Genomic DNA, 20,468 nt, shown 5'->3' on the forward strand with positions numbered 1-20,468 from the left:
AAGACGGGCCAGCGGGAGCGAGCAATGACCAAAGAACGCCTCTATCTCTATGACACAACGCTGCGGGACGGGCAGCAGACCCAAGGTGTGCAGTTTTCAACCGATGAAAAGGCACAGATTGCAGCGGCGCTGGATACGCTAGGCATTGATTATATCGAAGGCGGCTGGCCCGGTGCGAACCCCACGGACAGCGCGTTTTTTGAAACCAAGCCCAAGCTCGACGCGACCTTTACCGCCTTTGGCATGACCAAACGGGCGGGCATGTCGGCGGAGAATGACGATGTGCTGGCGGGTGTGCTGAACGCAGGCACCGAGGCGGTCTGTCTGGTGGGCAAGAGCCATGATTTCCATGTGACCAAGGCGCTGGGCATCACGCTGGAAGAGAACACCGAGAACATCGCCAAATCCATGGCCCATATGGTGGCGCGGGGACGGGAAGCGCTGTTTGATGCGGAGCATTTCTTTGATGGCTATAAGGCCAACCCGGAGTATGCGCTTGAGGCGGTGAAGGCGGCCTATGAGGCGGGCGCACGCTGGGTGGTGTTGTGTGACACCAATGGCGGGGCCTTGCCGCGTGAGGTTTACGAGATCACCAAGGCGGTGATTGCGGCGGGCATTCCGGGCGATCATCTGGGCATTCACACCCATAATGACACCGAACACGCTGTGGCCAACTCGCTGGCAGCGGTGGATGCGGGTGCGCGGCAAATCCAGGGCACGCTGAACGGGCTGGGCGAGCGCTGTGGCAACGCCAATCTGACCACGCTGATCCCGACACTTCTGCTCAAAGAGCCTTATGCCAGCCAGTATGAGATTGGCGTGTCCAAGGAGGCATTGACCGGGCTGACGCGGACAAGCCGCATGCTCGATGACATCCTCAACCGCGTGCCGATGCGGCAGTCGGCCTATGTGGGGGCCAGTGCCTTTGCGCATAAGGCCGGGCTGCATGCCAGCGCGATCCTGAAAGATCCGAGCACCTATGAGCATATTGATCCGGCTGTGGTCGGCAATGCGCGCATTATTCCGATGTCCAATCAGGCGGGGCAGAGCAATCTGCGCAAACGGCTGAGCGACGCGGGGCTGGATGTTGCCAAGGGCGATCCGGCGCTGGGCGACATTCTGAACCGGATCAAACAGGCCGAAGCCAAAGGCTACAGCTATGACACGGCGCAGGCGAGCTTTGAGCTTCTGGCGCGCGATGCGCTGGGGCTGGGGGCGAGCTACTTTGATGTGGAGCGCTACCGCGTGATTTCCGAGCGCCGCCGCAATGCGCGCGGGGCGACAGTGGTGGAAAGCGAAGCGGTGGTGACCGTGCAGCTCCCCAATGGGGCCAAGACCACCAGCTATTTCAAAAACGATCACGCCGATGATCTGAGTGACGAAGGCCCGGTGAACGCGCTGTGGCAGGCGCTGAAGGCGGATCTTGGCCCGTATCAGGGTGTCATTGATGACGTGCGTCTGGTGGACTTCAAGGTGCGCATAACCAATGGTGGTACTGAGGCTGTGACCCGCGTGATCATAGACTTTGAGGATGACAAAGGGCGGCGCTGGGCCACGGTGGGGGTCTCTGCCAACATCGTGGATGCAAGCTTTGGCGCGCTTCTGGATGCGTTGAACTGGAAGCTTGCGCAGGACGGCACTCGGGTGGCGGTCTGATGCGGTTGCGGGCGCTGTTGAGCGCCGAGGGGCGGCGGTGATGGCATCTGATGCGGCAGAGGATATCGCCGCCTGCGCCGCATTGGTGCAGAAGGCGGACCCTGATCGGTTTGCCGCGACCATGGCGGCCAAACCGGCGGCGCGGGAAAAGCTTTTGCCGATCTATGCGTTTAACGTCGAGGTGGCGCGCGCACCCTGGGTGACGCAGGAGAGCATGATTGCGGAGATGCGCCTGCAATGGTGGCGCGATGCTTTGGAGGAAATCAAAGCGGGCGGGATGGTGCGCCGTCATGAGGTGGTCACGCCTTTGGCACTGGTGCTCGATGGCGAGAGCGCAGCACTGCTGGATCAGCTGATCGAAGCGCGGCGCTGGGACATTTATCGCGATCCGTTTGAGGATGCGGCGCATTTTGAGCGCTATCTGGAGCAGACCTCTGGCGGGTTGATGCAGGTGGCGGCGCAGGCGCTTGGGACCTGTGCGTCGGAGGTGGCGCAGGACGTCGGTTATGCGCTGGGGCTGGCCAATTGGCTCAAGGCGATCCCGGCGCTGGAAGAGGCCAAACGCGTGCCGCTGGTGGATGGACGCCCAGAGGCCGTGGCGGCGCTGGCAGAGGCTGGTCTGGCGCGGCTGAAACGGGCACGGGCAGGCCGGAAAAGCGTGAGTGCGGCGGCAGGGCAGGCGTTTTTGGCAGCCTGGCAGGCGGAGGCGGTGTTGCGCCAGGCCGTGCGAGAGCCCGAGCGGGTGGCCGCAGGGGCGCTTGGCATGAGCGAGTTTGGCAAACGCGCGGGCCTGATGTGGCGCGGGTTGTCAGGGCGCTGGTGAGACAAGTCAGACGCGGCGCCTCATGGCGCAACGTCGATTTTGAGTATTTTTGGCAGAATGAAGATAGGGGCGCTTTAGGCGGTCTCTTCCTGGGGGCGCAACACCAGCCAGATCAAGGCGCCACCGGCCAGCATAAGGAAAGGCGCCATCGCGAGGTTGACGCTGGTCCAACCGGCAACGGCGCTGCCGCCGGAGCAGTTCATCAGACCGCCGGAGGCCAGTGAGGCCACGGTCACACCGCCAAAGACGATGAAGTCGTTCATGCCCTGCATGCGGCCGCGCTCGCTTGGCTCATGTGCGCCTGCCAGCATGGTGGTGGCCCCGATAAAGCCGAAGTTCCAGCCAAGGCCCAGCAGGATGAGCGCGATGAAGAAGTTTTCCAGCTCCACGCCCTGAAGCGCCACGGCACCGGCTCCGGCGAGGATCAGCAGGCCAAGGGCGAGAATTTTTTCGACACCGAAGCGCGCGATCAGGTGGCCGGTAAAGAAAGACGGCGCAAACATCGCCAGCACGTGGGCGGTGACCACATCGGCGGCGTCGTTCTGTTCAAAGCCGCAGCCCACCACGGCAAGAGGCGTGGAGGTCATCACAAGGTTCATCAGCGCATAAGAGACCATGGCGCAGATCACGGCCACGGCGATGCGGGGTGTGGTGATCAGCTCCCAGCGGCTGCGGCCCTTGGGTGCGTCCTCGGTCGGGGCTTCGGGTGTTGGGATGTCGATGAACAGAAAGAGCAGCGAGCCGACCACATTGAGGGCGATCACGCCGAAGTAGGTGCCCATGAACGGCACGATCATCGCATCGGAGGTGACTTTGACGAGCTGCGGGCCGACAATCGCGGAGAGCAGGCCGCCCGCCATGACATAGGAGATGGCTTTGGGGCGGAAGGCATCAGAAGCGGTGTCAGCAGCGGCAAACCGGTAAAAACCCTGCGCAGACATATAGATACCGGTCATAAAGGATCCCAACAGGAAGACCGGAAAGGAGCTGAGATAAAGCCCGTAAGCGCCGATGGCGCCACCGAGTGCGCCGCCCAGTGCACCGAGCAGGAAACCCACACGGCGGCCGTATTTCTGCATGATGTTGGAGATCGGCGTGGCCGAGAGCATGGAGCCCAGAACGATCAGCGAAATCGGCAGGGTCGCGAAACAGAGGTTGGACGCCAGCGATTGCCCCGCAAGGCCGCCAATGGTGAAGATCATCGGCATCTGGGCGCCAAGGAAGGCCTGTGCCAGAACCAGAATGAATACGGTACGGCAGGCGCGGGTGTCGTCTACTACAGTGCTCATGCGCCAAGCGTTAGCTTGTTCACTAGCTCAGGTCCAGAGTTGCGACATCATTAACGCATCACGATATGTGAATGTGTTTATCTGCAAGTGTGATTGCGCAGGAAACGGGTTGCGATTGTTGCTGTGCCGGGTAGGCGGGCTGGCAGCGGTTTCAGGAGTTGAGTGGCGCGTGGTGTGCGCTTAAAGCTTAAGACGAAAAGAGGGAGGCGGGCGATGACAGTGGGTCGGATTATCAAAACGGATGCCTGTGTGGCGGAAGGGGCGGCCTGGCTTGCGGCGCAGGATGCGCGGTTTGAGCGCGCGCTGGCGCTGACCGGGGATTTGCCCCTGCGGCTGCGGCCGGATGGGTTTGATCAGCTGTTGAGCGCGATAGTCAGCCAACAGGTTAGCGTGGCCTCGGCGGCGGCGATCTGGGGGCGGATGCAGGAGGCGGGGCTGGTGACGCCAGAGGCCGTGATGGCTGCGAGCGAAGAGGATTTGAAGGCCGTCGGGCTGAGCCGTCAGAAGATGCGCTATGCGCGGGCTTTGGCGGCAGAGGGCATCGATTTTGACGCGCTGCGCGAGGCTCCAAATGAGGTGGTTTTCAAAACCCTGACCAAAGTGAGCGGCATTGGCATCTGGACGGCGGAAATCTATGCGATGTTTTCGCTGGGCCGCGCAGATGTGTTTGCGCCCGGTGATCTGGCCCTGCAGGAAAGTGCGCGGATGCTGTTTGATCTGCCGGAGCGCCCCAAGGAGCGGGCGCTGCGGGAGATGGCGGAGGCCTGGTCCCCGTGGCGCAGTGTGGCCGCGCGGCTGTTGTGGGCGTATTATCGGGTGGATAAGGGCAGGGAAGGCGTGCGTTAGACCTCTTTGAGCGGCAACTCCGTCGGCAGGGGTATCTCCCGCGCACCGCCTTTGTTCTTCTTTCGGTACTTGCTTTGATAGGCGCGCCTTTGTTTTGTCACTTCATAAAGCACAATCCCCGAACTCGTTCCCAAATTCAGGCTCTCAATCATTCCAAACATCGGAATGGCCACGCACATGGAGCTTCGGCTAACCGCAAGGTCGCTTATTCCTTGGCTTTCGTTTCCGAACCAGACAGCCAGTTTATGGGGGGAGGTGTAATCTCCTTCGTGAAGATAAAGGCTCTTTTTGTCTTTGACGTGAGGCGATGTTGCAATTGACGTGAAACCGTTCTTTTCCAGATGGCTGAGACACTCTTCAGTGCTAGAAAAGCGTTTCGCAAAAGTCCATTTGATGGCCGAGACCGAAGATTTGGCGAGTGTTTTTTGTTCCCGCATGTCTTGCCAGTTTTCAGGCAGGGCGTTGAAAGTGTCGACGATATATAGCTTCTCGACCCCCATTGCATTTACGTTGCGAATGACCGTGCCGATATTACGAACGTCGTTAGGGTTTTCGATCACGGCAATAAGGTTCTTGCACCGAAAGTCTTTGATCTCGTCTGCACGCAGACGGGCCTTGGTTTTGGCTGTTTCGGATTTGATGTCTCGGGTCATTTTGTGAAACGCTTTACTGTCGCGGCAACTATTCTCTGTGAAGGCTACATTGTCTACGCGTAAGTGTACGCCATGCAAAAAGGGCGCCCCGAGAGGCGCCCTTTCTTTTCACTGTCCCACTAAAGCTTAGCAGCTGTAGTACATGCCGAATTCGACTGGGTGCGGGGTGTGCTCGTAGTGCTCCACCTCTTCCATCTTCAGCTCGATGTAGCCTTCGATCTGGTCTTTGGTGAACACGTCGCCTGCCAGCAGGAAGTCGTGATCTGCAGTCAGTGCTTCCAGAGCTTCGCGCAGGGAGCCACATACGGTCGGAATGCCAGCCAGTTCTTCAGCAGGCAGATCGTAGAGGTTTTTGTCCATGGCTTCGCCTGGATCGATCTTGTTCTTGATGCCGTCAAGGCCAGCCATCAGCAGCGCTGCGAAGCACAGGTATGGGTTCGCGGATGGATCTGGGAAGCGGGCTTCAACGCGCTTGGCTTTCGGGCTTTCCGTCCATGGGATACGGACACAGCCGGAGCGGTTGCGTGCGGAGTAGGCGCGCAGAACTGGTGCTTCAAAACCCGGGATCAGACGCTTGTAGGAGTTGGTCGATGGGTTGGTGAAGGCGTTCAGGGTTTTTGCGTGCTTCAGGATGCCGCCGATGAAGTACAGAGCTTCGTCAGACAGGTCCGCGTATTTGTCGCCTGCAAAGAGCGGCTTGCCGTCTTTCCAGATGGACATGTTCACGTGCATGCCGGTGCCGTTGTCGCCGTAGATCGGCTTTGGCATGAAGGTGGCGGATTTGCCGTAGGACGCGGCCACGTTGTGGATCACGTATTTGTACTTCTGCAGCTCGTCTGCCTGTTTGGTCAGGCTATCAAAGATCAGGCCCAGCTCGTGCTGACAGGACGCCACTTCGTGGTGGTGCTTGTCAGTTTTCATGCCCAGACGCTTCATGGTGGAGAGCATCTCGGAGCGCAGGTCGTGGCTGTCGTCGGTTGGGTTTACCGGGAAGTAGCCGCCTTTGACGCCAGGGCGGTGGCCCATGTTGCCCATTTCGTATTCGGTGTCGGTGTTCCAGGAGCCGTCGATCGCATCAACTTCGTAAGATACTTTGTTGATTTTGTTCTCAAAGCGAACGTCGTCGAACAGGAAGAATTCCGCTTCCGGGCCCATGTAAGCCACATCGCCGATGCCGGAGGACTTCAGGTAAGCTTCTGCTTTTTCGGCGGTGCCGCGTGGGTCACGCTCGTAAGCTTCGCCGGTGTCCGGCTCAACGATGGAGCAGTGGATGCAGATGGTTTTTTCGGCATAGAACGGATCGACATACGCAGAGGTGGTGTCCGGGATCAGTTTCATGTCGGAGTTTTCGATGGATTTCCAGCCAGCGATGGAGGAGCCGTCAAACATGAAGCCTTCTTCGAGGAAGTCTTCGTCAACGAGATCCACGTCCACGGTCACGTGCTGCAGCTTGCCGCGTGTGTCGGTGAAACGGATGTCGACATAGGCCGCATCTTCGTCTTTGATCAGCTGGAGAACTGCGTCTGCGCTCATTCCCTTTGTCCTTCTGATTGCTTTAGAATTTAAGTGTGATTACAGCGCGTCCGGACCGGACTCGCCGGTACGGATGCGAATGGCTTGCTCCACTGGGGAGACAAAGATCTTGCCGTCGCCGATCTTGTCGGTTTTGGCAGCGCCCACGATGGCCTCGATTGCGCCGTCCACCTGATCGGATTCAAGCACAACTTCGATTTTCACCTTGGGCAGAAAATCAACGACATATTCAGCGCCGCGATAGAGCTCTGTGTGACCCTTCTGGCGACCGAAGCCTTTGACTTCGACAACGCTCAGACCCTGGATGCCAAAATCCTGCAGTGCTTCTTTCACTTCATCAAGCTTGAACGGCTTGATGATGGCTTCGATCTTCTTCATGTGGAGGCTCCTCCTCAGGTGCGTTCTTGTCAGTTGACAGACCACTTTCGATTGGGGGTCACAATTGGATAGGGTAACACATTGTGAATGCGCCTATCGGAAACATGCTGTGTGATTAAAAAATAGGCAATAAGGCGCGCAAATAAGCGGAACTGAATCGCAGGATGCATCGAGAATGAGCGAAATTTTGACGGCTGCCCAAATGCGCGCCATTGAGCAAACCGCAATTGAGTCGGGCGAGGTCACCGGACTGGAGCTTATGGAGCGGGCCGGGCGGGGCGTTGTTGAGGCGATTTTTGAGCAATGGCCGGCGTTGGGCGATGCTGGCGCTTTGCAGGACAAGCCGCTCCGAGAGGGCGGTTTGGATGGGGGCCAGCCCCCATTCCCCCGGGATACTTCAGGAATGAGAAAGCGGGCGGTTGTGCTTTGTGGGCCGGGCAACAATGGCGGGGACGGTTTTGTGGTGGCGCGGCTCCTGCATCAGCTTGGCTGGGAGCTGGAGGTGTTTCTTAATGGGAACGCAGAAAAACTGCCGCCGGATGCACGGGTGAATTATGAACGGTGGTGTGATTTGGGGGCGGTCCGCACGCGCGCGATTGATCCGTCACCACCAGTGGATGATCTGATGGATGATAGTGTGCACATCGAAGGTCCTTGCGATCTTGTTGTCGATGCCATGTTTGGCACTGGGCTGACGCGACCCTTTAGGTCAATTTTCTCTATGTTCGCTGATCAGAATCTGCGCAGGGCCAAAGCCGAGGTTGGCTGCAAGGTTGTGGCTGTCGATATTCCGACCGGGTTGTGCAGCGACAGCGGCGCTGTGTTGGGCACATGTATTCCGGCAGACCTTGTGGTGACCTTCCATCGCAAAAAGCTGGGTCATATTCTGAAAGACGGACCGGCTTTTTGCGGGGCTGTGGTCGTGAAGGATATTGGTCTGCTTGGAAGGCATGGTCAGGTGATCCCGGAAGAGCAGCGCGTGCGGGAGGTGGTGAACCTGCCTGTCGATTTGGATAAACAGGCGCCGCACCACAAATTCTCCCACGGTCATGCGCTGATCCTTTCCGGTGGTTCCGGCAAAACCGGCGCGGCGCGGCTTGCGGCACGTGGGGCGTTGCGGATTGGCGCAGGGTTGGTGACGCTTGGGGTGCCACCAGCCGCGCAGCAGGAGGTGGCCTGTCAGATCACCGCGCTGATGTTGCAGCGGGTGGCGGATGGCGAAGCGCTGGCAGAGGTCCTGCAGGATGAAAGGCTCAATGCACTTTGTCTTGGCCCCGGAATGGGGCAGGAGCGCGCGCGGGATTTGGTGCCTGTGGCGCTGAAGTCTAAGCGCGCAACTGTTTTGGATGCCGATGCGCTGAGCGCCTTTGCAGACGAGCCAGAGCAGCTTTTTGAGATGTTGCATGAGAGTGTCGTGCTCACCCCGCATGGAGGCGAATTTGCGCGGCTGTTTCCGGATATTGCCGAGCGACTGGCAGCGCCGCCAACCAAAGGCCCTGCTTACTCCAAAGTGGATGCCACGCGCGCGGCGGCGGCGCGGGCAGGGTGCACGGTTTTGCTTAAGGGGCCGGATACGGTGATTGCCTCCCCCAATGGAATGTGTGGCGTGCACGCGGCGGTGTATGAGCGCAGCGCGCCTTGGTTGGCGACGGCAGGTTCCGGGGATGTGCTTGCGGGCTTCATCACAGGGCTTTTGGCGCGGGGATTTGCGCCTCAGTATGCGGCGGAAACGGCCGCATGGCTGCATGTGGAATGCGCGCGGGTCTTTGGCCCCGGATTGATTGCGGAAGACTTGCCTGAGACCCTGCCTCAGGTGCTGCGCACAATGTTGAAATGAGGTGCTGCTGCGCAGTTTGAGGCTTTTGGGGCGCGATTCAGTAGTTATCAAGCTCTCTTTGTCATGCTGGGGCCACTCAGACTGACACAGGGCGCGCATGTACAATGGCACGGTACAGCTTTTGGGCGTTGGGGGAATCTCATGTTTCCCTCTCCGGCAACAGTATTTTGGACGGGATCACGCAGGGCGACGGCAGTCACCTTGTGGGGGAGATTATCACGCTGAATGACAACGCGTGGGAAGAGATCTTTGTCCGCGACGATGACGCCAATGTTGACGACAATGACAATTCGCAAGTGCTTGATGGAAATCAGAGTTTCGATGGTGTCACCTATGGCGACAATCTGCGACTTGAGGCGGAGTACGAATTTGTTGTGCAAGACCTCAGCACCGGGGAAACCTACCGTATCCTGTCGGTGAACTTCAACAATTCGCAGGTCAGCTTCAGCACAGTTGAAGGCTTGGCTTTTGTTGACAGCTTCCCGCCCATCGGTGTGCCGCTCAAGATTATCTCGGCCAAGGAAGGCCCCGGCGGCAACGCATCGGTGCATGAGAGCGAGCTGGCTGCGCCGCCGTGTTTCACCACCGGCACAAAAATTGTCGTGAAGGGCGGCGAAAAGGCGGTGGAAGCGCTGGAAGTCGGGGATGAGGTGCTGACGCGCGACAATGGGTTTCAGAAGGTGCGCTGGCTGGGGCAGGTGTCTTTCTCCGGTGCGGACCTCAAAAGCCATCCGCAATTTCGCCCGATCCGGATCAGACGGGATGCCTTTGGTCCGGGGATGCCGCATCGTGACATGCTGGTGTCGCCGCAGCATCGGGTGCTGCTGTTGGGCTGGCGCGCGGAGCTCTGGTGCGGGGAGCGCGAAGTTCTGGCAGCGGCCACGCATCTGGTGAATGACCGCACAGTCACGGTGGCCCATGACGTGCCTGCGGTGACCTATGTGCATGTGCAATTTGACCAGCATGAGATCATCACCTCTGACGGGTTGGCCACGGAGAGCTTCAATCCCGGGCCGCAGTCGCTCAAGGCGCTGCCAAATGCCAGCCGGCGGGAGCTGTTTGCTTTGTTTCCGGAGCTGAAAACCGGCGCATTTGTCAGCGAAACAGCGCGTCCAGTGGCCCATCAGCGCGAGGCGCAAATCATCGCGCAGGCGATTTAGAAAAAACCTGCGCCGGGAGTGCGTTTTTCCTCTCGCATCCCGTTTCAAGCTTTGCTAAGACGCGCGGACCGTGCGGGTGTGGCGAAATTGGTAGACGCACCAGATTTAGGTTCTGGCGCCGCGAGGCGTGGGGGTTCAAGTCCCTCCACCCGCACCACTGGCTCAATGACAGAGCCCTATTTGCAGAAAAATCAGAGACTTAGACTTGTTGACGCACAGATAATGCGACACACAGCGTAGACACATTTCAATGGGTCTGCACACGAAACTCAAATACATTGATATGGTGTGTAAAGATAAAACCACCCCACGTTACCGCCGCAGAATACCAACTCGCATTCAGGCCGCTTTGGGTCGGTAGTGGTTTCAAGTCCACTTTCGCCAGAAGTCAGGGGCTAGGATGATCGCTGTATGGGAAACCATTGGCGTGAGTTTGATCGGTTGGTTGTCGAAACCACAAAGCGGATGAAAGGCGAAGACAACCGAAGTCCCGCGATGCTTTGGCGTGATGCCATCTTGAGAGCCGAGGGTCTGCTTGATGGGGTCCAAGGTCTGGACCGTGACGAAGCGCGCACCATTGTTGCCGAAGGCTTGTTCAAGCAAGGCGAAGACCCCCTTGTGGTTAAGGCTGTCTTGGCTCCGAATTTGGAAGCACCTGCGATCACGCTTTTGGATGCCCGTAACATCTACGCTGAAGAGCGCGTTCAGGGGAGATGCTGACAAAACCAAACGGCTTGAACGTCATGTCTCCCGAATGGAACACGTTTTGGGTCCGCTTAAGGATATGCCTTTGGTCCCCCTCAAACGGGAACATGGTCGCGAGGTTCGCGACTATCTCTTGAACACGTATCGCAAAAAGGACGGAAACAAGCTCTCAGTCGATAGAGTCAGTCGAGAACTTTCCATTATGTCTGCAATGGTGTCACTGGGTAGGAGGAGGATCTGGGGGCGCAGTGTCATGAGGTGCATCCTTCGCGGGCGTCAGGTTGGGGCTGGTGAATTGCGCTGCAGATAGGGGGGAATTTGATAACGGGGTGTAAAGAGCCTGTCTAAATCGGCCATTTGGCTGCGTTGACGTAGGGGTGCAGCTATCTCTGGGGGGGCGGCATTTTGCCCTTTCTACCTTGGGTGGTTGCTGTCCCAGACTGTGATTCGCATGGGCGATTCGTGCACGACGACGTCAGAAAGCGTGCTCAGATCAGCCTTGGTCGTAGTGATCCGAGCGCCTGCCTCTTTAAGCCGTAGAAGGATGTGCTAAATGAAGGGTCACCCGATTCATCATTGGGCTGCCTATTGCGCGCAGATGCGCGTGACGGGGCAGCTCCTCCAGACACAAAGCCGCAAGGAGCGTGTGTTTTGAAACCAGACCTACACTCCGCCGCGCGCCTGTCCGTTGGCCCCATGATGGATGGGGGCGACGTTTTGTAAAACCCTTTGTTTTGTTAGGTTTCTGGGGCCCTTTTGAAATTTGTAGCACCAATTGTAGCACCGGGATTTTTTGGGTGAAGTTTCGCGTTGTATTTTTCAGCACGGATTAGCGATCAGCGCCCCGACATAGTAAGCCATTTTTGCTGAGCTGTTGAATTTTCCGGGAAGGATGAAACGAAGCAAAAGTTTCTTTAGCTTGTTTCAAGGCTATCTGCAGGGGCAGCGCTCCTCTGAGCAAGGCCAACGGTAGCAGTCGCAAGTGCAGGTCATTTTCACCGCTGGCTCGTGCGAATTGCCCGCAATCGGGGCTGGCGCAGCAAACGGTTATTGGTCCAGACCATTCAGAATGATCCGGCTTCTCCTGACGACAGCTTCTTCGATTTGACCAAGAAGCGCGTGGCCGCCCGCGGGCATGGCCTCGACCATTTTTCGGGCTGGTTCCGCCTGCTCCAGGACAGCCCGGGAAAGTGCTTCAACGCGTTCGACAGCACCATCAGGCCTCAGGCCGCATTTCTTCGCTTCGCGTTCCCAATGGCGTCTTTCGAGGTAGTCGCCGTCTCGTTTTCCTCCGATGTCCAGTGCGAAGTTCCTGGTGATGCCGTCCCAGACAGCGGCACACATGACATCATAGATCGGGGTCAATTCGATCCCGTCACCGGCAATCAGGATCGAGTAGTTCTTCATATGTGCATCCGTATTGCAGCACAGAACATTGAGGACCATCGCGTCCCAGAGCTTCAGGACTTCGCCGGCTCCGGCAACCTGTCGCAGCCGATCCGCCATCAGGGCGAAATTTCCCTTGGGGTCGCGGAATTGGGAATGCTGGTATTTCGCGGACGGCGGTAAGCCAAGAGCCTGACAGAAGTCCTCCTGGTGCAGCCGCCGAAGGGCGCCACCCTGGTCCAGACGATCGTATCGTTCGACAAGAAGGTACGTGCGCTCTCCTGCGATGCCTGTCGTCACGAGGGGGGCAGGGATGCCAACACGGTTGGCAAGCGTCATGCAAAAGGCCTCGTTGTGGACACTGCCCCAAAGGTTTTTGCTGTCTGGCTTTAGGATGTGGCTGGATGCCGCGCCATCTATGGGAATTGCGATCTGGCCGTTATCCAGGACACGTACTGCCAGCTTGGTCTGAACCCCCGCAAGCGACATCGACACGCCATCGTCACCCGCCAGGAAGGGTTTTTTGGGAAGGTCGTTGATGATCCGTTCAAGCGCGCCTTCACTTTCTACCGGAATGACCTTTAGGTCCGTCGCGCCGCGCTCGGCAAATGAAATGGCCCCTGATGTATCCCGGCCTACCTGCTGCAACAGCCCGAGAACATCGGTATGCGGGACATCAAGGATCCGGGCGATCTGTCGAATGGCGTCGTTGTCTTCCGGAAGGAGGTTGAGCAGCCATGGGCCGAGCAAGTCCCAGCCATGAGGGTGCTCCCCGATGGGCATGGTCGTCGAGATCGGGAAGGCCCCGGGTTGATCGATCCATTCCTGTGCGTATTGAAAAACAGGAGGTTCCTTCCCGTCTTCCACGATTTCCCCAACCGGGTGCCGTTCAAAGTAGATCTTCAATGTTCGGTCCTCAAAGCGGGGGCAGTTTCGTATTCGATGGCCTTGCTGCCTGCTCGAACAGGGTCGAGATATTCAGACCCAGAGCTTCGGCAGCTGCCAGCGAGGGGGCGAGGTAGCTTGTTCCCTTTCCGCTTTCCAGTTCGCTGATAAACCGGCGATTTGATCCAATCATGGATGCCAGTTTTTCCTGCGTGTATCCAAGTTTCTTCCTCCGGTTTCGGATGCCGTCCCCGAATGCCTTGGCAAGCCTCTGCTCTGCGGTGCTCAGTTCCATATTCGTTGCTCTCGGTTGTTACATCTCTGTAGCAATTTTTCCAACCATGAGGTCTTGATACAGGTATGTATCATTTTCAGGTCGAGTCACCCAGAAGTTACGTCCTTGTAGCAATTATGGTCTATCTTGGAAATTGATACAAGTCTGTAGCATTTATGTGGCTGTTTTGGCTTTGCCTGTTCCGTTCCCATGAACAGCAAGTCTTTCTTCTCGCTCTCGCACCTTGTCACAACAAGCTCATTCTTGCCCATACTCTATCATTCTGCCGATTGCTGCGGCCCGTCTTTCCTGAATGTACTTCGCCAAATGGGTAAGGGGTATCCTGGAAGTACGGATCGCGTTGGCACCCTTGGTTGGGAGATCGAACTGAATCCTCCCGTTCTTCATTTTTCGCTCAAGCGCTTCCGGCTCGAGCCCAAAGTACTCCTTGGCCATCTCGCGGAACGAGATGTCTTCTTGCCCATCATGGCGGGCCAACAGCAGCATCAGGGTTGTCATTTCGTTTCCTCACCCCATCTGCTTCAGTTCTTTTTCGGCCGCCGCTCGTCGGGTATCGACATATTCAGCCAAATCCATCAAATGCACCCCTTTGGCACATTTCTGGCTTTCTTCTTCCATGAGCACGAGCGGAATCCGGATTTCACCTGACCGGATTTTCTCATGGAACTTCCCGACAGAAAGTTTGAACCAATCGCGCGCGACCGTTTCTGAATCGATGATCGCCTGGGCGTTGTACATCGCCATCATCATGATTGCCGTATTCATTAGATTTCCTCGTTTTCGACAGCCGGTCGAAGGAGCTGCCTTGGTTTGCGAAAACCGCCACCCTTGGCGACGGTTTTAAGGAAATGGCTCAAATCGATTTTTGCAGAAGGATTTTTTGTTGGGGTTTGAAACCGCATTTCCTGCGAGCCGCCGGCGAAAGGGAAAACCTGTTTCAAACTTGCGTCAGCAACCTTTCGGTCTCACGGATCGCGGCGGTCTTGTCTTCCAGCGCGCGTTTCGCTTTGCGGAATTGGCGCCAGCGCCACGCCAGATTGATCAGGTCGATGGCTTTGACATCGAAAATGTGCTCCGTCTCGACATCGCTTTCGAGAGCGCAATCGCCGAGACCTTCCCGGTATCCATTCGTGAAACGGCGGATTTGATCTCCAATGAGCTCAATGCGTTCCTCGTCCATTTTTTCGAGACCATGACGTTCTTCGAGACTGCGAAGCAAACCCAATACGAATGGCTTGCTCGTACCCTGAGGCACCAGACCGACTTCTCGCCACTCCTGTGCCAACAGGCGGCCTTGGGTGATCACCGCCAGTACCAATTCGTGCGTTTCGCGTTCGGTTTGAATATCCATGAAGAATCCTCCTGTGGGTGAGACCGCCCCATGCGGCCTCTCAAGACGCCGAAAGGGGGAGGACCCCATCGGCGGGTGCGCTCAGGCGGCGCGATGGATATCCAGTTGATCGTAGAGCCGGAGCAGGACATCCTGGAGAGCATCAGTCAGTAGGCACAGATCCTCGACGTACGGAGCGCCAGGGTCGATATCTGCGAAATAAGCCGATTCCGGTCGGTTTAGGTCGTGCACATGCTCCAGCGAAAGCAACTCATGGAGCCGCGCCAGCCCTTGTTGCAAACGTCGAGTGAGAACTGGGGCGTTGCAGATATCGTCGATCAGCGACAGGGTCACCTTCAATTCAGGTGGGCCGCCGAGCAGGAGCGAGGCGTTCTGCAGAGCTTCGGAGTGGAATTGCAGGAAATCCTGCAACTCGCCGTGGGCTGGGGTAGTCAGGTCGAACATAGCGTTCTCCTCAGTTACCGAACGCAGGACGCGCGCGGCTTCAAGACCCGGTCGGGTTTTCGAGAGATCCCGGACTGACCTCGCATGACCGGCCCGGGTCCCCACACTCTCGAAACGAGGAACCGTTTTTATGCGATCCCTGAGGAGCTTGCGTTTCCGGTCGCGCCCTCAGCCAAAAGGGTGCGACCGGAAATGCAGGATCCATCAGGGTTTGCCCGACCATCCTGGAAGTCCTCGGATTTTTCTCCGGACATGTCTGTGCCGACGCTGTTGCCGCGGGGCTGTCCGCCGTAGGCTGCATGTCATGATTGCCCTTGGTGTGCCCCGATGGGGAGGTGGGTGGGGGCTCTTTTCTTTCCCTGGTGCGCCAAGGGCCACTGGCTACGCCCCTGAAGCGGGCACGGACCTGTCCGGCATCATGCCGCCTCAAGAACAGGGAGCATTCCGGCGCGTTTCAACTCGTAATACTTGGTTCGGCCGATGCCGAGTTTTTCCCAGGGCTTTTCACGCGAGGCGTTGTGCTTTGCCAGGTATTCCTCCCGGGACACGGCGCCATTCTCTGAGCGACGCCGCCGCTCCGCTTCCGCCTTGCGGCGCCTTCTTTCCGAATCCGGGATGACTTGCTGCAATCCAAGACTGCGCGCCATTTCCGGCGTGATGTCGAGGCCCTCTGCGATCGTCGCGCCTTTGTAGTGATAGCGTCCGTCATTCCAGACCGAGAATGTCCTGACGGACCTGGCCTTCTTCACTGCCTGCCTGGCGATTGCATTGACTTCCCCCGGCTTCAGCCCAGGTGTTGCCGTGGCGGCCATCTTCAGCACTTCCCCTTCGATGTCCCTGATGCCCGGAATGTGCGTTAGGCAAGTCGCGTGGAAATGCAGCCAGTTGTTCCGTAAGCCGGTCGGGATCACGCCGCCATGGGCATTTCTAAAGACTTCCAGATCATCCAAGATCAACTTGAAACGCTTCGCCTGCGGCAGCCCCTTGGGCACTGATATGCCACCGGGCCGCTTCTTCCCTTTCTTCTGCTTCTTACGCTCCTCCAATTCCTCGCGGGTCGGTCTGCCGCTGGCCCTGAAGATTTGATCTGCCAGGGCATCAAAGCCGTAACGTCTTCCGGTGCCGCCCGAGATACGGACCTCCTTGCTGGATTTTTCATTGATGGTGCCGGGGATACGAAAAACCCTTGTGGCATCCCCGCAGACCTTATCCGCCCCAAAAGATGTGGAGAACTCGATCAGGGCGCGCATCGCCCCCTGCCAGCGCGGGAGCGCCGAAACCGGGGTTTGCTCGATCAGCCAGATAGCAGCGAGGCCCCGGCCAGTGTGGATGAAGATGGATGGCTGTGGCATTCCTGAAACCAGCAGATGCGCTGAATATGCCGCCTGCACCTCGTCCGGTGATTTCCCACGCCATGGCGGGGCGTCGAAATAGTCGAGATCTACATAGAGCGAGTTCAGCGCAGCGAGGTGCCTGCCTTGTCGCCCCTTCCAGAAACGGTTGAGGGTCAGAAAGCTGGTTTGATCAAGGAACAATGGCATCTGCATGACCATGCCTGCGTGTTCGAGCGAGTAGTTCTCCACTTCGTCGTCGCCTTGTTTGCACAGAACCGCCGCGCGTCCGCGGGAGCCTTCAGGGTGCAAAAGGCAGAAATATTCCTCTGCAGAGAGGTCCGAAATCTGGTCGAGCGGGGCGAATTCGCTGGGATCTGCATGCTTCATCCCCAGGAATTATGTCCCGCGCCGATATCGCGGAAAAAATTGGCTTGAATTGGTTTTCAGACTAAAACCAGGCACACGCAGCAGCGGACCCGAATGTCTGTCAGAGACATTCAGACAAACTTATCTGACTTACTTATTGACAAACTTTCAGACTTAACAAACACACAAACAAACTGACATTACTTACTTTTCCAGGCTGGACGAATAATTTTTGAAAGTTTGTTTTTCCGTTTTTTGAAACGAACCCAATTCCCTCCTGCAAACGGCAACAACAGGAGTAAATCATGCCTCGCACGCCTCTCAATTCCGACGATAAGATCATCGAAACCGGTGAAACCCTGGAGAAAAAACTCGGCCGGGAGATCACCGCCACAGACATTCACAAAGCCTTCGAAGGCAAGGGCAACTACGCTCGAATTCGTAGGGTCTGGGAAGATCATCTTGCAACGAAAGATGAAGAACAGCCTCAGGCCGCCCAGCTGCCAGAGGACACACAAGAACAGATCAGCAAGGCGGTGACTGCGCTTGAGGCAAGTATGGAGACCATCGTTCGTGGACAGATCGCCCGGATGACGGAGCAAAATGTCCGGCAATTCGCCCTCCGTGAACGCGACTATGCCATGCTGGAGGCCGAACATGCGAAGAAAGTTCAGGCGCTGGAGGAAGAGATTGTTTATTTGACCGACTGCCTGGACAAGCTTGAAGCAGAAAAAGTGGTCACCTATGTCGATGCCCCCGACGACGCACCCGCACAACCCGAGGCGTCAGAACCGGCTCCGGCTGCGGCCGCCCTGGCGGCGGGTCGTAAACTTCCAAATCGACCTCTGAAGAAAACTCGTCCGGCTGCTCGCAAGATGGCTCTATCACTCCCGCCTGTGCCGAAGAAATCGCCATCTCCCACATCGAAGCCGTCCTGACGCTATCGAACTGTGCGGAGGCTTCGACGGTTTCCTCCGCTTCCGCGGCAGTACTTGCATTCTGAAGCCGGCGTTTTTCAGCGTCGGCTTTTTCCTTTCTTTCGGCTTCCCGTTCCGCCGCAATCCGGGCAGAGTCTTTCATTCGGTCCTGTTCGCGCTGTAAGGCACGCAGCTGCAACCAGGAACGCCAGAGCCCATCGTTGTGCTCGCGAACTTCAGCCCGGCGTTGCGCCGCTGTGCTGATGTCGCCTCCATCATCTTTCAGACGGCGCGACCTTTCGGCCCGACGTGGTCCCAGATGATCCTGTGGAATGAGGCCGGCTGGGGCATCCCCCGCCTTAGCCATGTCTTCGTAGGATCGCAGATCGACCCGTACCGGCGAGCCGATCCGTTTCAGCGCCGCATTGGTTCTTTTCTGCCACTCCTGACGAATGCGAAGGACCTCTTCGGGGCCGGTCTTTTTGTCATCCAGAATTCTGGTCTTGTTGCTGAACTCGCCGGTTTCCGGGCAAACCTTTCGGGTCGTGAGCAGGATGTGTGCATGAAAATTCCGATTGGTCTGCATCGGGTCGAAAAGCGCTGCCAGGTATTCCTCGGAATCCGTGCTCAGCTTGCCGGCGTTATGACGCCGTTCCACGCCCCGATCAAAAAAACGAGGCGCATGGATGTCGGCCTGGACGGCAACGCCATATTCGTCACGCAGCCATAGAGAGATTCCACGAACAAGCCTCACCTGTTCGGCCAGCGGTAGCTCGGCCGGCAGAGAGGGGCGCAGTTCCCTGATGACCCGGGCATTGCGCCGGACCTCCGCACGCTCTGCTGCGTTCCATAGAGCTTCGGCATCGTCGCTCCAGTTGATGAGTTCATGCGAAAGAAGCCCGCCACGTTTACCTGCTCGAAATCGCTGCCCCAGCCGCTCGTCTCGGTAGGACGTGCGGGCGGTATAGGCGGCAGATTTGACGGCAGATCTGCCATCAGTGCGGGAATGAACGACGACCTCAAGTCGACTTGCTGGGTGTATCATCATGAGGATATCGGGCCCAATCCCGGTATCCGCTCCTCAGCCCCGCCGGCCAGGCGCGCAGGCAAACTTTAGTTTGCGTAACTGCGCGCATCACCTTTTTGAGGTGTGCGGGGGCCGCACTGTCGACGGCCAGATGAATTCAATTTCGATTCGCAGGAGCAGAAACGAGATCAGGGATCCATTTCCTGTTCGATGAAGTGCAGAATAGAGTGATAAAATGGCAAACCTCGAAACTCAAATTGAACAGGCGCAGCAGCGCTTGCGGGATCTACAGGCGAAGGTACGCAAACAGAAGCGTAAGAATGAGACCCGAAGGTTAATCATCTACGGTGCGGCCGCTCTTAGACTGCTGGACAATTTGGAAAGCGATAAGCAGGCCCGTTTTTTAACGCGGCTACACTCCGAGATAACCCGCTCCTCGGATCGAGAATTTCTGGGCCTCAAAAAACTACCGGATACTTCAAATTAGTTTTCCGAATTCCCCGAAGCGATCCCAATTACTTTTCGGGCGAATAAATGCCCAACGCTAAAAAACTGATATGAAAGGAAAAAGCATGCCCAAATTGATTGACGGGCCAAAGGACTACATTAGCGCAAGGCAGATGGGCCATATGCGTTTTACGAAGCAAGTATATTGAACGCATACAACGTCACAGAGTGGCTTCTCGGATACGCAAAGGATGCGGTTGAAAAACCACGATACCGTTTGGGGCGATTTCGGTGATGCTGGTGGCATCCTCGCCACCTATGTTTTGCAGTTCCAAGATGACGAAACTGGTGTAATTCACGAAGAGACCTTGAGTGCTGCGGACATCACACCATGAGGTGTGAGCATTCTGAATGCAGCAGCAAAAGGTGAGGATGTAGAAGCTTTGTTAAAAGACTGGCGCGACGATATCTATGATGAAGCCAACAAACCCCAGTAACAGTCCCAGAGGTCCCCGCGCGGGTTTCGCCTGGGGACCAGAAGATATGGGCGATCACGCGATCAAGGCGGCGCGAGGCTTGCGCCGCCCAAGCAGGCCCCGCCTCTTTTGAGGAGACCTTGCCTTAGGGGGGTGAACTCCCTGACGTTCCTGATCAGGCGTTTTGGTCTGGAGGTTCGCATACAGCCGTTCCCAGCCAATACCTTCACCGGGAAACTGACCAATGACTACGTCGCCTTCGGAATTGGGTGCAAACCGCGGGTCTGATGGCTGCACCCGGACACGCCGCTTGCACATGAAACGCGTCGGCTTCATCAGGTTGAGCACCGCCAGATTGGCTGCATTCTTCACCGTCAGGGAGAATTCGATGAGTTTTTCAGGAAAGATGGATGTTCCGTAGGCTAAAACAGCTTCGCCAGTCACATCATCAACATGGATGACCAGACAGGGGCGGTCCTTGTCGCCGGGGCCGTCGGAATGAGGGAAGCGGAATGAAACGATGTCGCCAGTGGAAAGCGGACGTGCTGCGCCCGGCACATGTGCCGTCTGATGGGCTCCAAGATTTGAGGAAGATCTTGTCGCCCCTTCTTCAGATCCATCCTTCGGATGTCTCTGAATGCTCTCATCGAGTTCATGTGA

The 20,468-nt window shown here is 57.3% G+C and carries 21 protein-coding genes, 1 tRNA gene and 1 pseudogene; 10 read left to right on the forward strand and 13 right to left on the reverse strand.

The features are described from left to right. The first annotated feature begins 24 nt into the window (after positions 1–24). Entirely contained in the window at positions 25–1,656 is a 1,632-nt protein-coding gene (cimA, locus tag J7412_RS08340) for a citramalate synthase (RefSeq protein ID WP_209078218.1), read from the forward strand. Positions 1,657–1,696: 40 nt separating this feature from the next. Further along, the gene (locus tag J7412_RS08345; RefSeq protein ID WP_209078219.1) at positions 1,697–2,479 is read left to right on the forward strand and encodes a squalene/phytoene synthase family protein; all 783 of its coding nucleotides are present in this window, start codon (positions 1,697–1,699) and stop codon (positions 2,477–2,479) included. A 74-nt stretch (positions 2,480–2,553) separates the two neighbouring features. On the opposite strand, the gene J7412_RS08350 is transcribed toward J7412_RS08345, so the two are convergent. Continuing rightward, positions 2,554–3,768: an MFS transporter gene (locus J7412_RS08350; RefSeq protein WP_209078220.1), complete on the reverse strand. Its 1,215-nt coding sequence runs from the start codon at positions 3,766–3,768 to the stop codon at positions 2,554–2,556. Positions 3,769–3,981: 213 nt separating this feature from the next. On the opposite strand from J7412_RS08350, the gene J7412_RS08355 reads away from it, so the two are divergent. Next, entirely contained in the window at positions 3,982–4,614 is a 633-nt protein-coding gene (locus J7412_RS08355) for a DNA-3-methyladenine glycosylase 2 family protein (RefSeq protein WP_209078221.1), read from the forward strand. Here J7412_RS08355 and J7412_RS08360 read toward each other — a convergent pair. The 3 genes from J7412_RS08360 to J7412_RS08370 all read right to left on the reverse strand — a co-directional run bounded on the left by J7412_RS08360 (position 4,611) and on the right by J7412_RS08370 (position 7,178). Continuing rightward, positions 4,611–5,267 carry an RNA methyltransferase gene (locus J7412_RS08360; protein WP_209078222.1) on the reverse strand — a complete coding sequence of 219 codons (657 nt, stop codon included), beginning with the start codon at positions 5,265–5,267 and terminating at the stop codon, positions 4,611–4,613. The genes J7412_RS08355 and J7412_RS08360 overlap by 4 nt on opposite strands. Positions 5,268–5,393: 126 nt before the next feature. Beyond that, positions 5,394–6,800, reverse strand: coding sequence for a type I glutamate--ammonia ligase (gene glnA / locus J7412_RS08365; RefSeq protein ID WP_209060426.1), 1,407 nt, complete (start codon positions 6,798–6,800; stop codon positions 5,394–5,396). Between the two features lie 39 nt (positions 6,801–6,839). Then, the gene (locus J7412_RS08370) at positions 6,840–7,178 is read right to left on the reverse strand and encodes a P-II family nitrogen regulator (RefSeq protein ID WP_209078223.1); all 339 of its coding nucleotides are present in this window, start codon (positions 7,176–7,178) and stop codon (positions 6,840–6,842) included. A gap of 175 nt (positions 7,179–7,353) precedes the next feature. On the opposite strand from J7412_RS08370, the gene J7412_RS08375 reads away from it, so the two are divergent. The 4 genes from J7412_RS08375 to J7412_RS08390 all read left to right on the forward strand — a co-directional run bounded on the left by J7412_RS08375 (position 7,354) and on the right by J7412_RS08390 (position 10,895). Then, positions 7,354–9,015, forward strand: coding sequence for an NAD(P)H-hydrate dehydratase (locus J7412_RS08375; RefSeq protein ID WP_209078224.1), 1,662 nt, complete (start codon positions 7,354–7,356; stop codon positions 9,013–9,015). Between the two features lie 104 nt (positions 9,016–9,119). After that, a complete protein-coding gene (locus tag J7412_RS08380) occupies positions 9,120–10,175 on the forward strand; it encodes a Hint domain-containing protein (RefSeq protein ID WP_209078225.1) in 1,056 nt (351 codons plus the stop codon). 72 nt (positions 10,176–10,247) lie between these two features. Further along, positions 10,248–10,332 (forward strand) — tRNA-Leu (locus J7412_RS08385). A gap of 254 nt (positions 10,333–10,586) precedes the next feature. After that, on the forward strand, positions 10,587–10,895 hold the full coding sequence (locus J7412_RS08390) for a hypothetical protein (RefSeq protein ID WP_209078226.1): 309 nt from the start codon (positions 10,587–10,589) through the stop codon (positions 10,893–10,895). Positions 10,896–11,927: 1,032 nt separating this feature from the next. Here J7412_RS08390 and J7412_RS08395 read toward each other — a convergent pair. The 7 genes from J7412_RS08395 to J7412_RS08425 form a co-directional block, all read right to left on the reverse strand. Then, positions 11,928–13,172: a type II toxin-antitoxin system HipA family toxin gene (locus J7412_RS08395; protein WP_209078227.1), complete on the reverse strand. Its 1,245-nt coding sequence runs from the start codon at positions 13,170–13,172 to the stop codon at positions 11,928–11,930. A 10-nt stretch (positions 13,173–13,182) separates the two neighbouring features. Continuing rightward, positions 13,183–13,446: a helix-turn-helix domain-containing protein gene (locus tag J7412_RS08400; RefSeq protein WP_102896814.1), complete on the reverse strand. Its 264-nt coding sequence runs from the start codon at positions 13,444–13,446 to the stop codon at positions 13,183–13,185. Between the two features lie 237 nt (positions 13,447–13,683). Further along, a complete protein-coding gene (locus J7412_RS08405; protein ID WP_209078228.1) occupies positions 13,684–13,944 on the reverse strand; it encodes a pyocin activator PrtN family protein in 261 nt (86 codons plus the stop codon). A 9-nt stretch (positions 13,945–13,953) separates the two neighbouring features. After that, a complete protein-coding gene (locus J7412_RS08410) occupies positions 13,954–14,211 on the reverse strand; it encodes a pyocin activator PrtN family protein (RefSeq protein WP_209078229.1) in 258 nt (85 codons plus the stop codon). A gap of 172 nt (positions 14,212–14,383) precedes the next feature. Further along, a complete protein-coding gene (locus J7412_RS08415) occupies positions 14,384–14,797 on the reverse strand; it encodes a hypothetical protein (RefSeq protein ID WP_209078230.1) in 414 nt (137 codons plus the stop codon). A gap of 81 nt (positions 14,798–14,878) precedes the next feature. Further along, complete coding sequence (locus J7412_RS08420) at positions 14,879–15,241, reverse strand: hypothetical protein (protein ID WP_209078231.1); 363 nt, start codon at positions 15,239–15,241, stop codon at positions 14,879–14,881. A gap of 416 nt (positions 15,242–15,657) precedes the next feature. Then, on the reverse strand, positions 15,658–16,962 hold the full coding sequence (locus J7412_RS08425; protein ID WP_209078232.1) for a hypothetical protein: 1,305 nt from the start codon (positions 16,960–16,962) through the stop codon (positions 15,658–15,660). 284 nt (positions 16,963–17,246) lie between these two features. Between J7412_RS08425 and J7412_RS21815 the strand changes: the two genes are divergently transcribed. Next, a complete protein-coding gene (locus J7412_RS21815) occupies positions 17,247–17,879 on the forward strand; it encodes a hypothetical protein (protein ID WP_247743847.1) in 633 nt (210 codons plus the stop codon). A 331-nt stretch (positions 17,880–18,210) separates the two neighbouring features. On the opposite strand, the pseudogene J7412_RS21820 reads toward J7412_RS21815, so the two are convergent. Then, positions 18,211–18,906: pseudogene (locus tag J7412_RS21820) on the reverse strand (MobA/MobL family protein); the annotation flags it as partial. Positions 18,907–19,120: 214 nt separating this feature from the next. On the opposite strand from J7412_RS21820, the gene J7412_RS08440 reads away from it, so the two are divergent. Then, positions 19,121–19,372, forward strand: a complete 252-nt coding sequence (locus tag J7412_RS08440) for a hypothetical protein (RefSeq protein WP_209078234.1) — start codon at positions 19,121–19,123, stop codon at positions 19,370–19,372. Positions 19,373–19,583: 211 nt separating this feature from the next. After that, a complete protein-coding gene (locus J7412_RS08445; RefSeq protein WP_209078235.1) occupies positions 19,584–19,727 on the forward strand; it encodes a hypothetical protein in 144 nt (47 codons plus the stop codon). A 156-nt stretch (positions 19,728–19,883) separates the two neighbouring features. Here the strand turns inward: J7412_RS08445 and J7412_RS08450 are convergent, their stop codons facing one another. Next, a complete protein-coding gene (locus J7412_RS08450; RefSeq protein WP_209078236.1) occupies positions 19,884–20,366 on the reverse strand; it encodes a hypothetical protein in 483 nt (160 codons plus the stop codon). Positions 20,367–20,468: the final 102 nt, after the last annotated feature.

The organism is Shimia sp. R9_3, from assembly GCF_017743755.1.
Classification (GTDB): domain Bacteria; phylum Pseudomonadota; class Alphaproteobacteria; order Rhodobacterales; family Rhodobacteraceae; genus Shimia.

Coding starts and splice junctions, on each gene's coding strand:
- J7412_RS08405 (WP_209078228.1), bottom strand. CDS start 13,944: ATGACAACCCTGATGCTGCTGTTGGCCCGCCATGATGGGCAAGAAGAC.
- J7412_RS08345 (WP_209078219.1), top strand. CDS start 1,697: ATGGCATCTGATGCGGCAGAGGATATCGCCGCCTGCGCCGCATTGGTG.
- J7412_RS08445 (WP_209078235.1), top strand. CDS start 19,584: ATGCGGTTGAAAAACCACGATACCGTTTGGGGCGATTTCGGTGATGCT.
- J7412_RS08390 (WP_209078226.1), top strand. CDS start 10,587: ATGGGAAACCATTGGCGTGAGTTTGATCGGTTGGTTGTCGAAACCACA.
- J7412_RS08425 (WP_209078232.1), bottom strand. CDS start 16,962: ATGAAGCATGCAGATCCCAGCGAATTCGCCCCGCTCGACCAGATTTCG.
- J7412_RS08415 (WP_209078230.1), bottom strand. CDS start 14,797: ATGGATATTCAAACCGAACGCGAAACGCACGAATTGGTACTGGCGGTG.
- glnA (WP_209060426.1), bottom strand. CDS start 6,800: ATGAGCGCAGACGCAGTTCTCCAGCTGATCAAAGACGAAGATGCGGCC.
- J7412_RS08370 (WP_209078223.1), bottom strand. CDS start 7,178: ATGAAGAAGATCGAAGCCATCATCAAGCCGTTCAAGCTTGATGAAGTG.
- cimA (WP_209078218.1), top strand. CDS start 25: ATGACCAAAGAACGCCTCTATCTCTATGACACAACGCTGCGGGACGGG.
- J7412_RS08400 (WP_102896814.1), bottom strand. CDS start 13,446: ATGGAACTGAGCACCGCAGAGCAGAGGCTTGCCAAGGCATTCGGGGAC.
- J7412_RS08440 (WP_209078234.1), top strand. CDS start 19,121: ATGGCAAACCTCGAAACTCAAATTGAACAGGCGCAGCAGCGCTTGCGG.
- J7412_RS21815 (WP_247743847.1), top strand. CDS start 17,247: ATGCCTCGCACGCCTCTCAATTCCGACGATAAGATCATCGAAACCGGT.
- J7412_RS08350 (WP_209078220.1), bottom strand. CDS start 3,768: ATGAGCACTGTAGTAGACGACACCCGCGCCTGCCGTACCGTATTCATT.
- J7412_RS08375 (WP_209078224.1), top strand. CDS start 7,354: ATGAGCGAAATTTTGACGGCTGCCCAAATGCGCGCCATTGAGCAAACC.
- J7412_RS08355 (WP_209078221.1), top strand. CDS start 3,982: ATGACAGTGGGTCGGATTATCAAAACGGATGCCTGTGTGGCGGAAGGG.
- J7412_RS08360 (WP_209078222.1), bottom strand. CDS start 5,267: ATGACCCGAGACATCAAATCCGAAACAGCCAAAACCAAGGCCCGTCTG.
- J7412_RS08410 (WP_209078229.1), bottom strand. CDS start 14,211: ATGAATACGGCAATCATGATGATGGCGATGTACAACGCCCAGGCGATC.
- J7412_RS08380 (WP_209078225.1), top strand. CDS start 9,120: ATGGCACGGTACAGCTTTTGGGCGTTGGGGGAATCTCATGTTTCCCTC.
- J7412_RS08420 (WP_209078231.1), bottom strand. CDS start 15,241: ATGTTCGACCTGACTACCCCAGCCCACGGCGAGTTGCAGGATTTCCTG.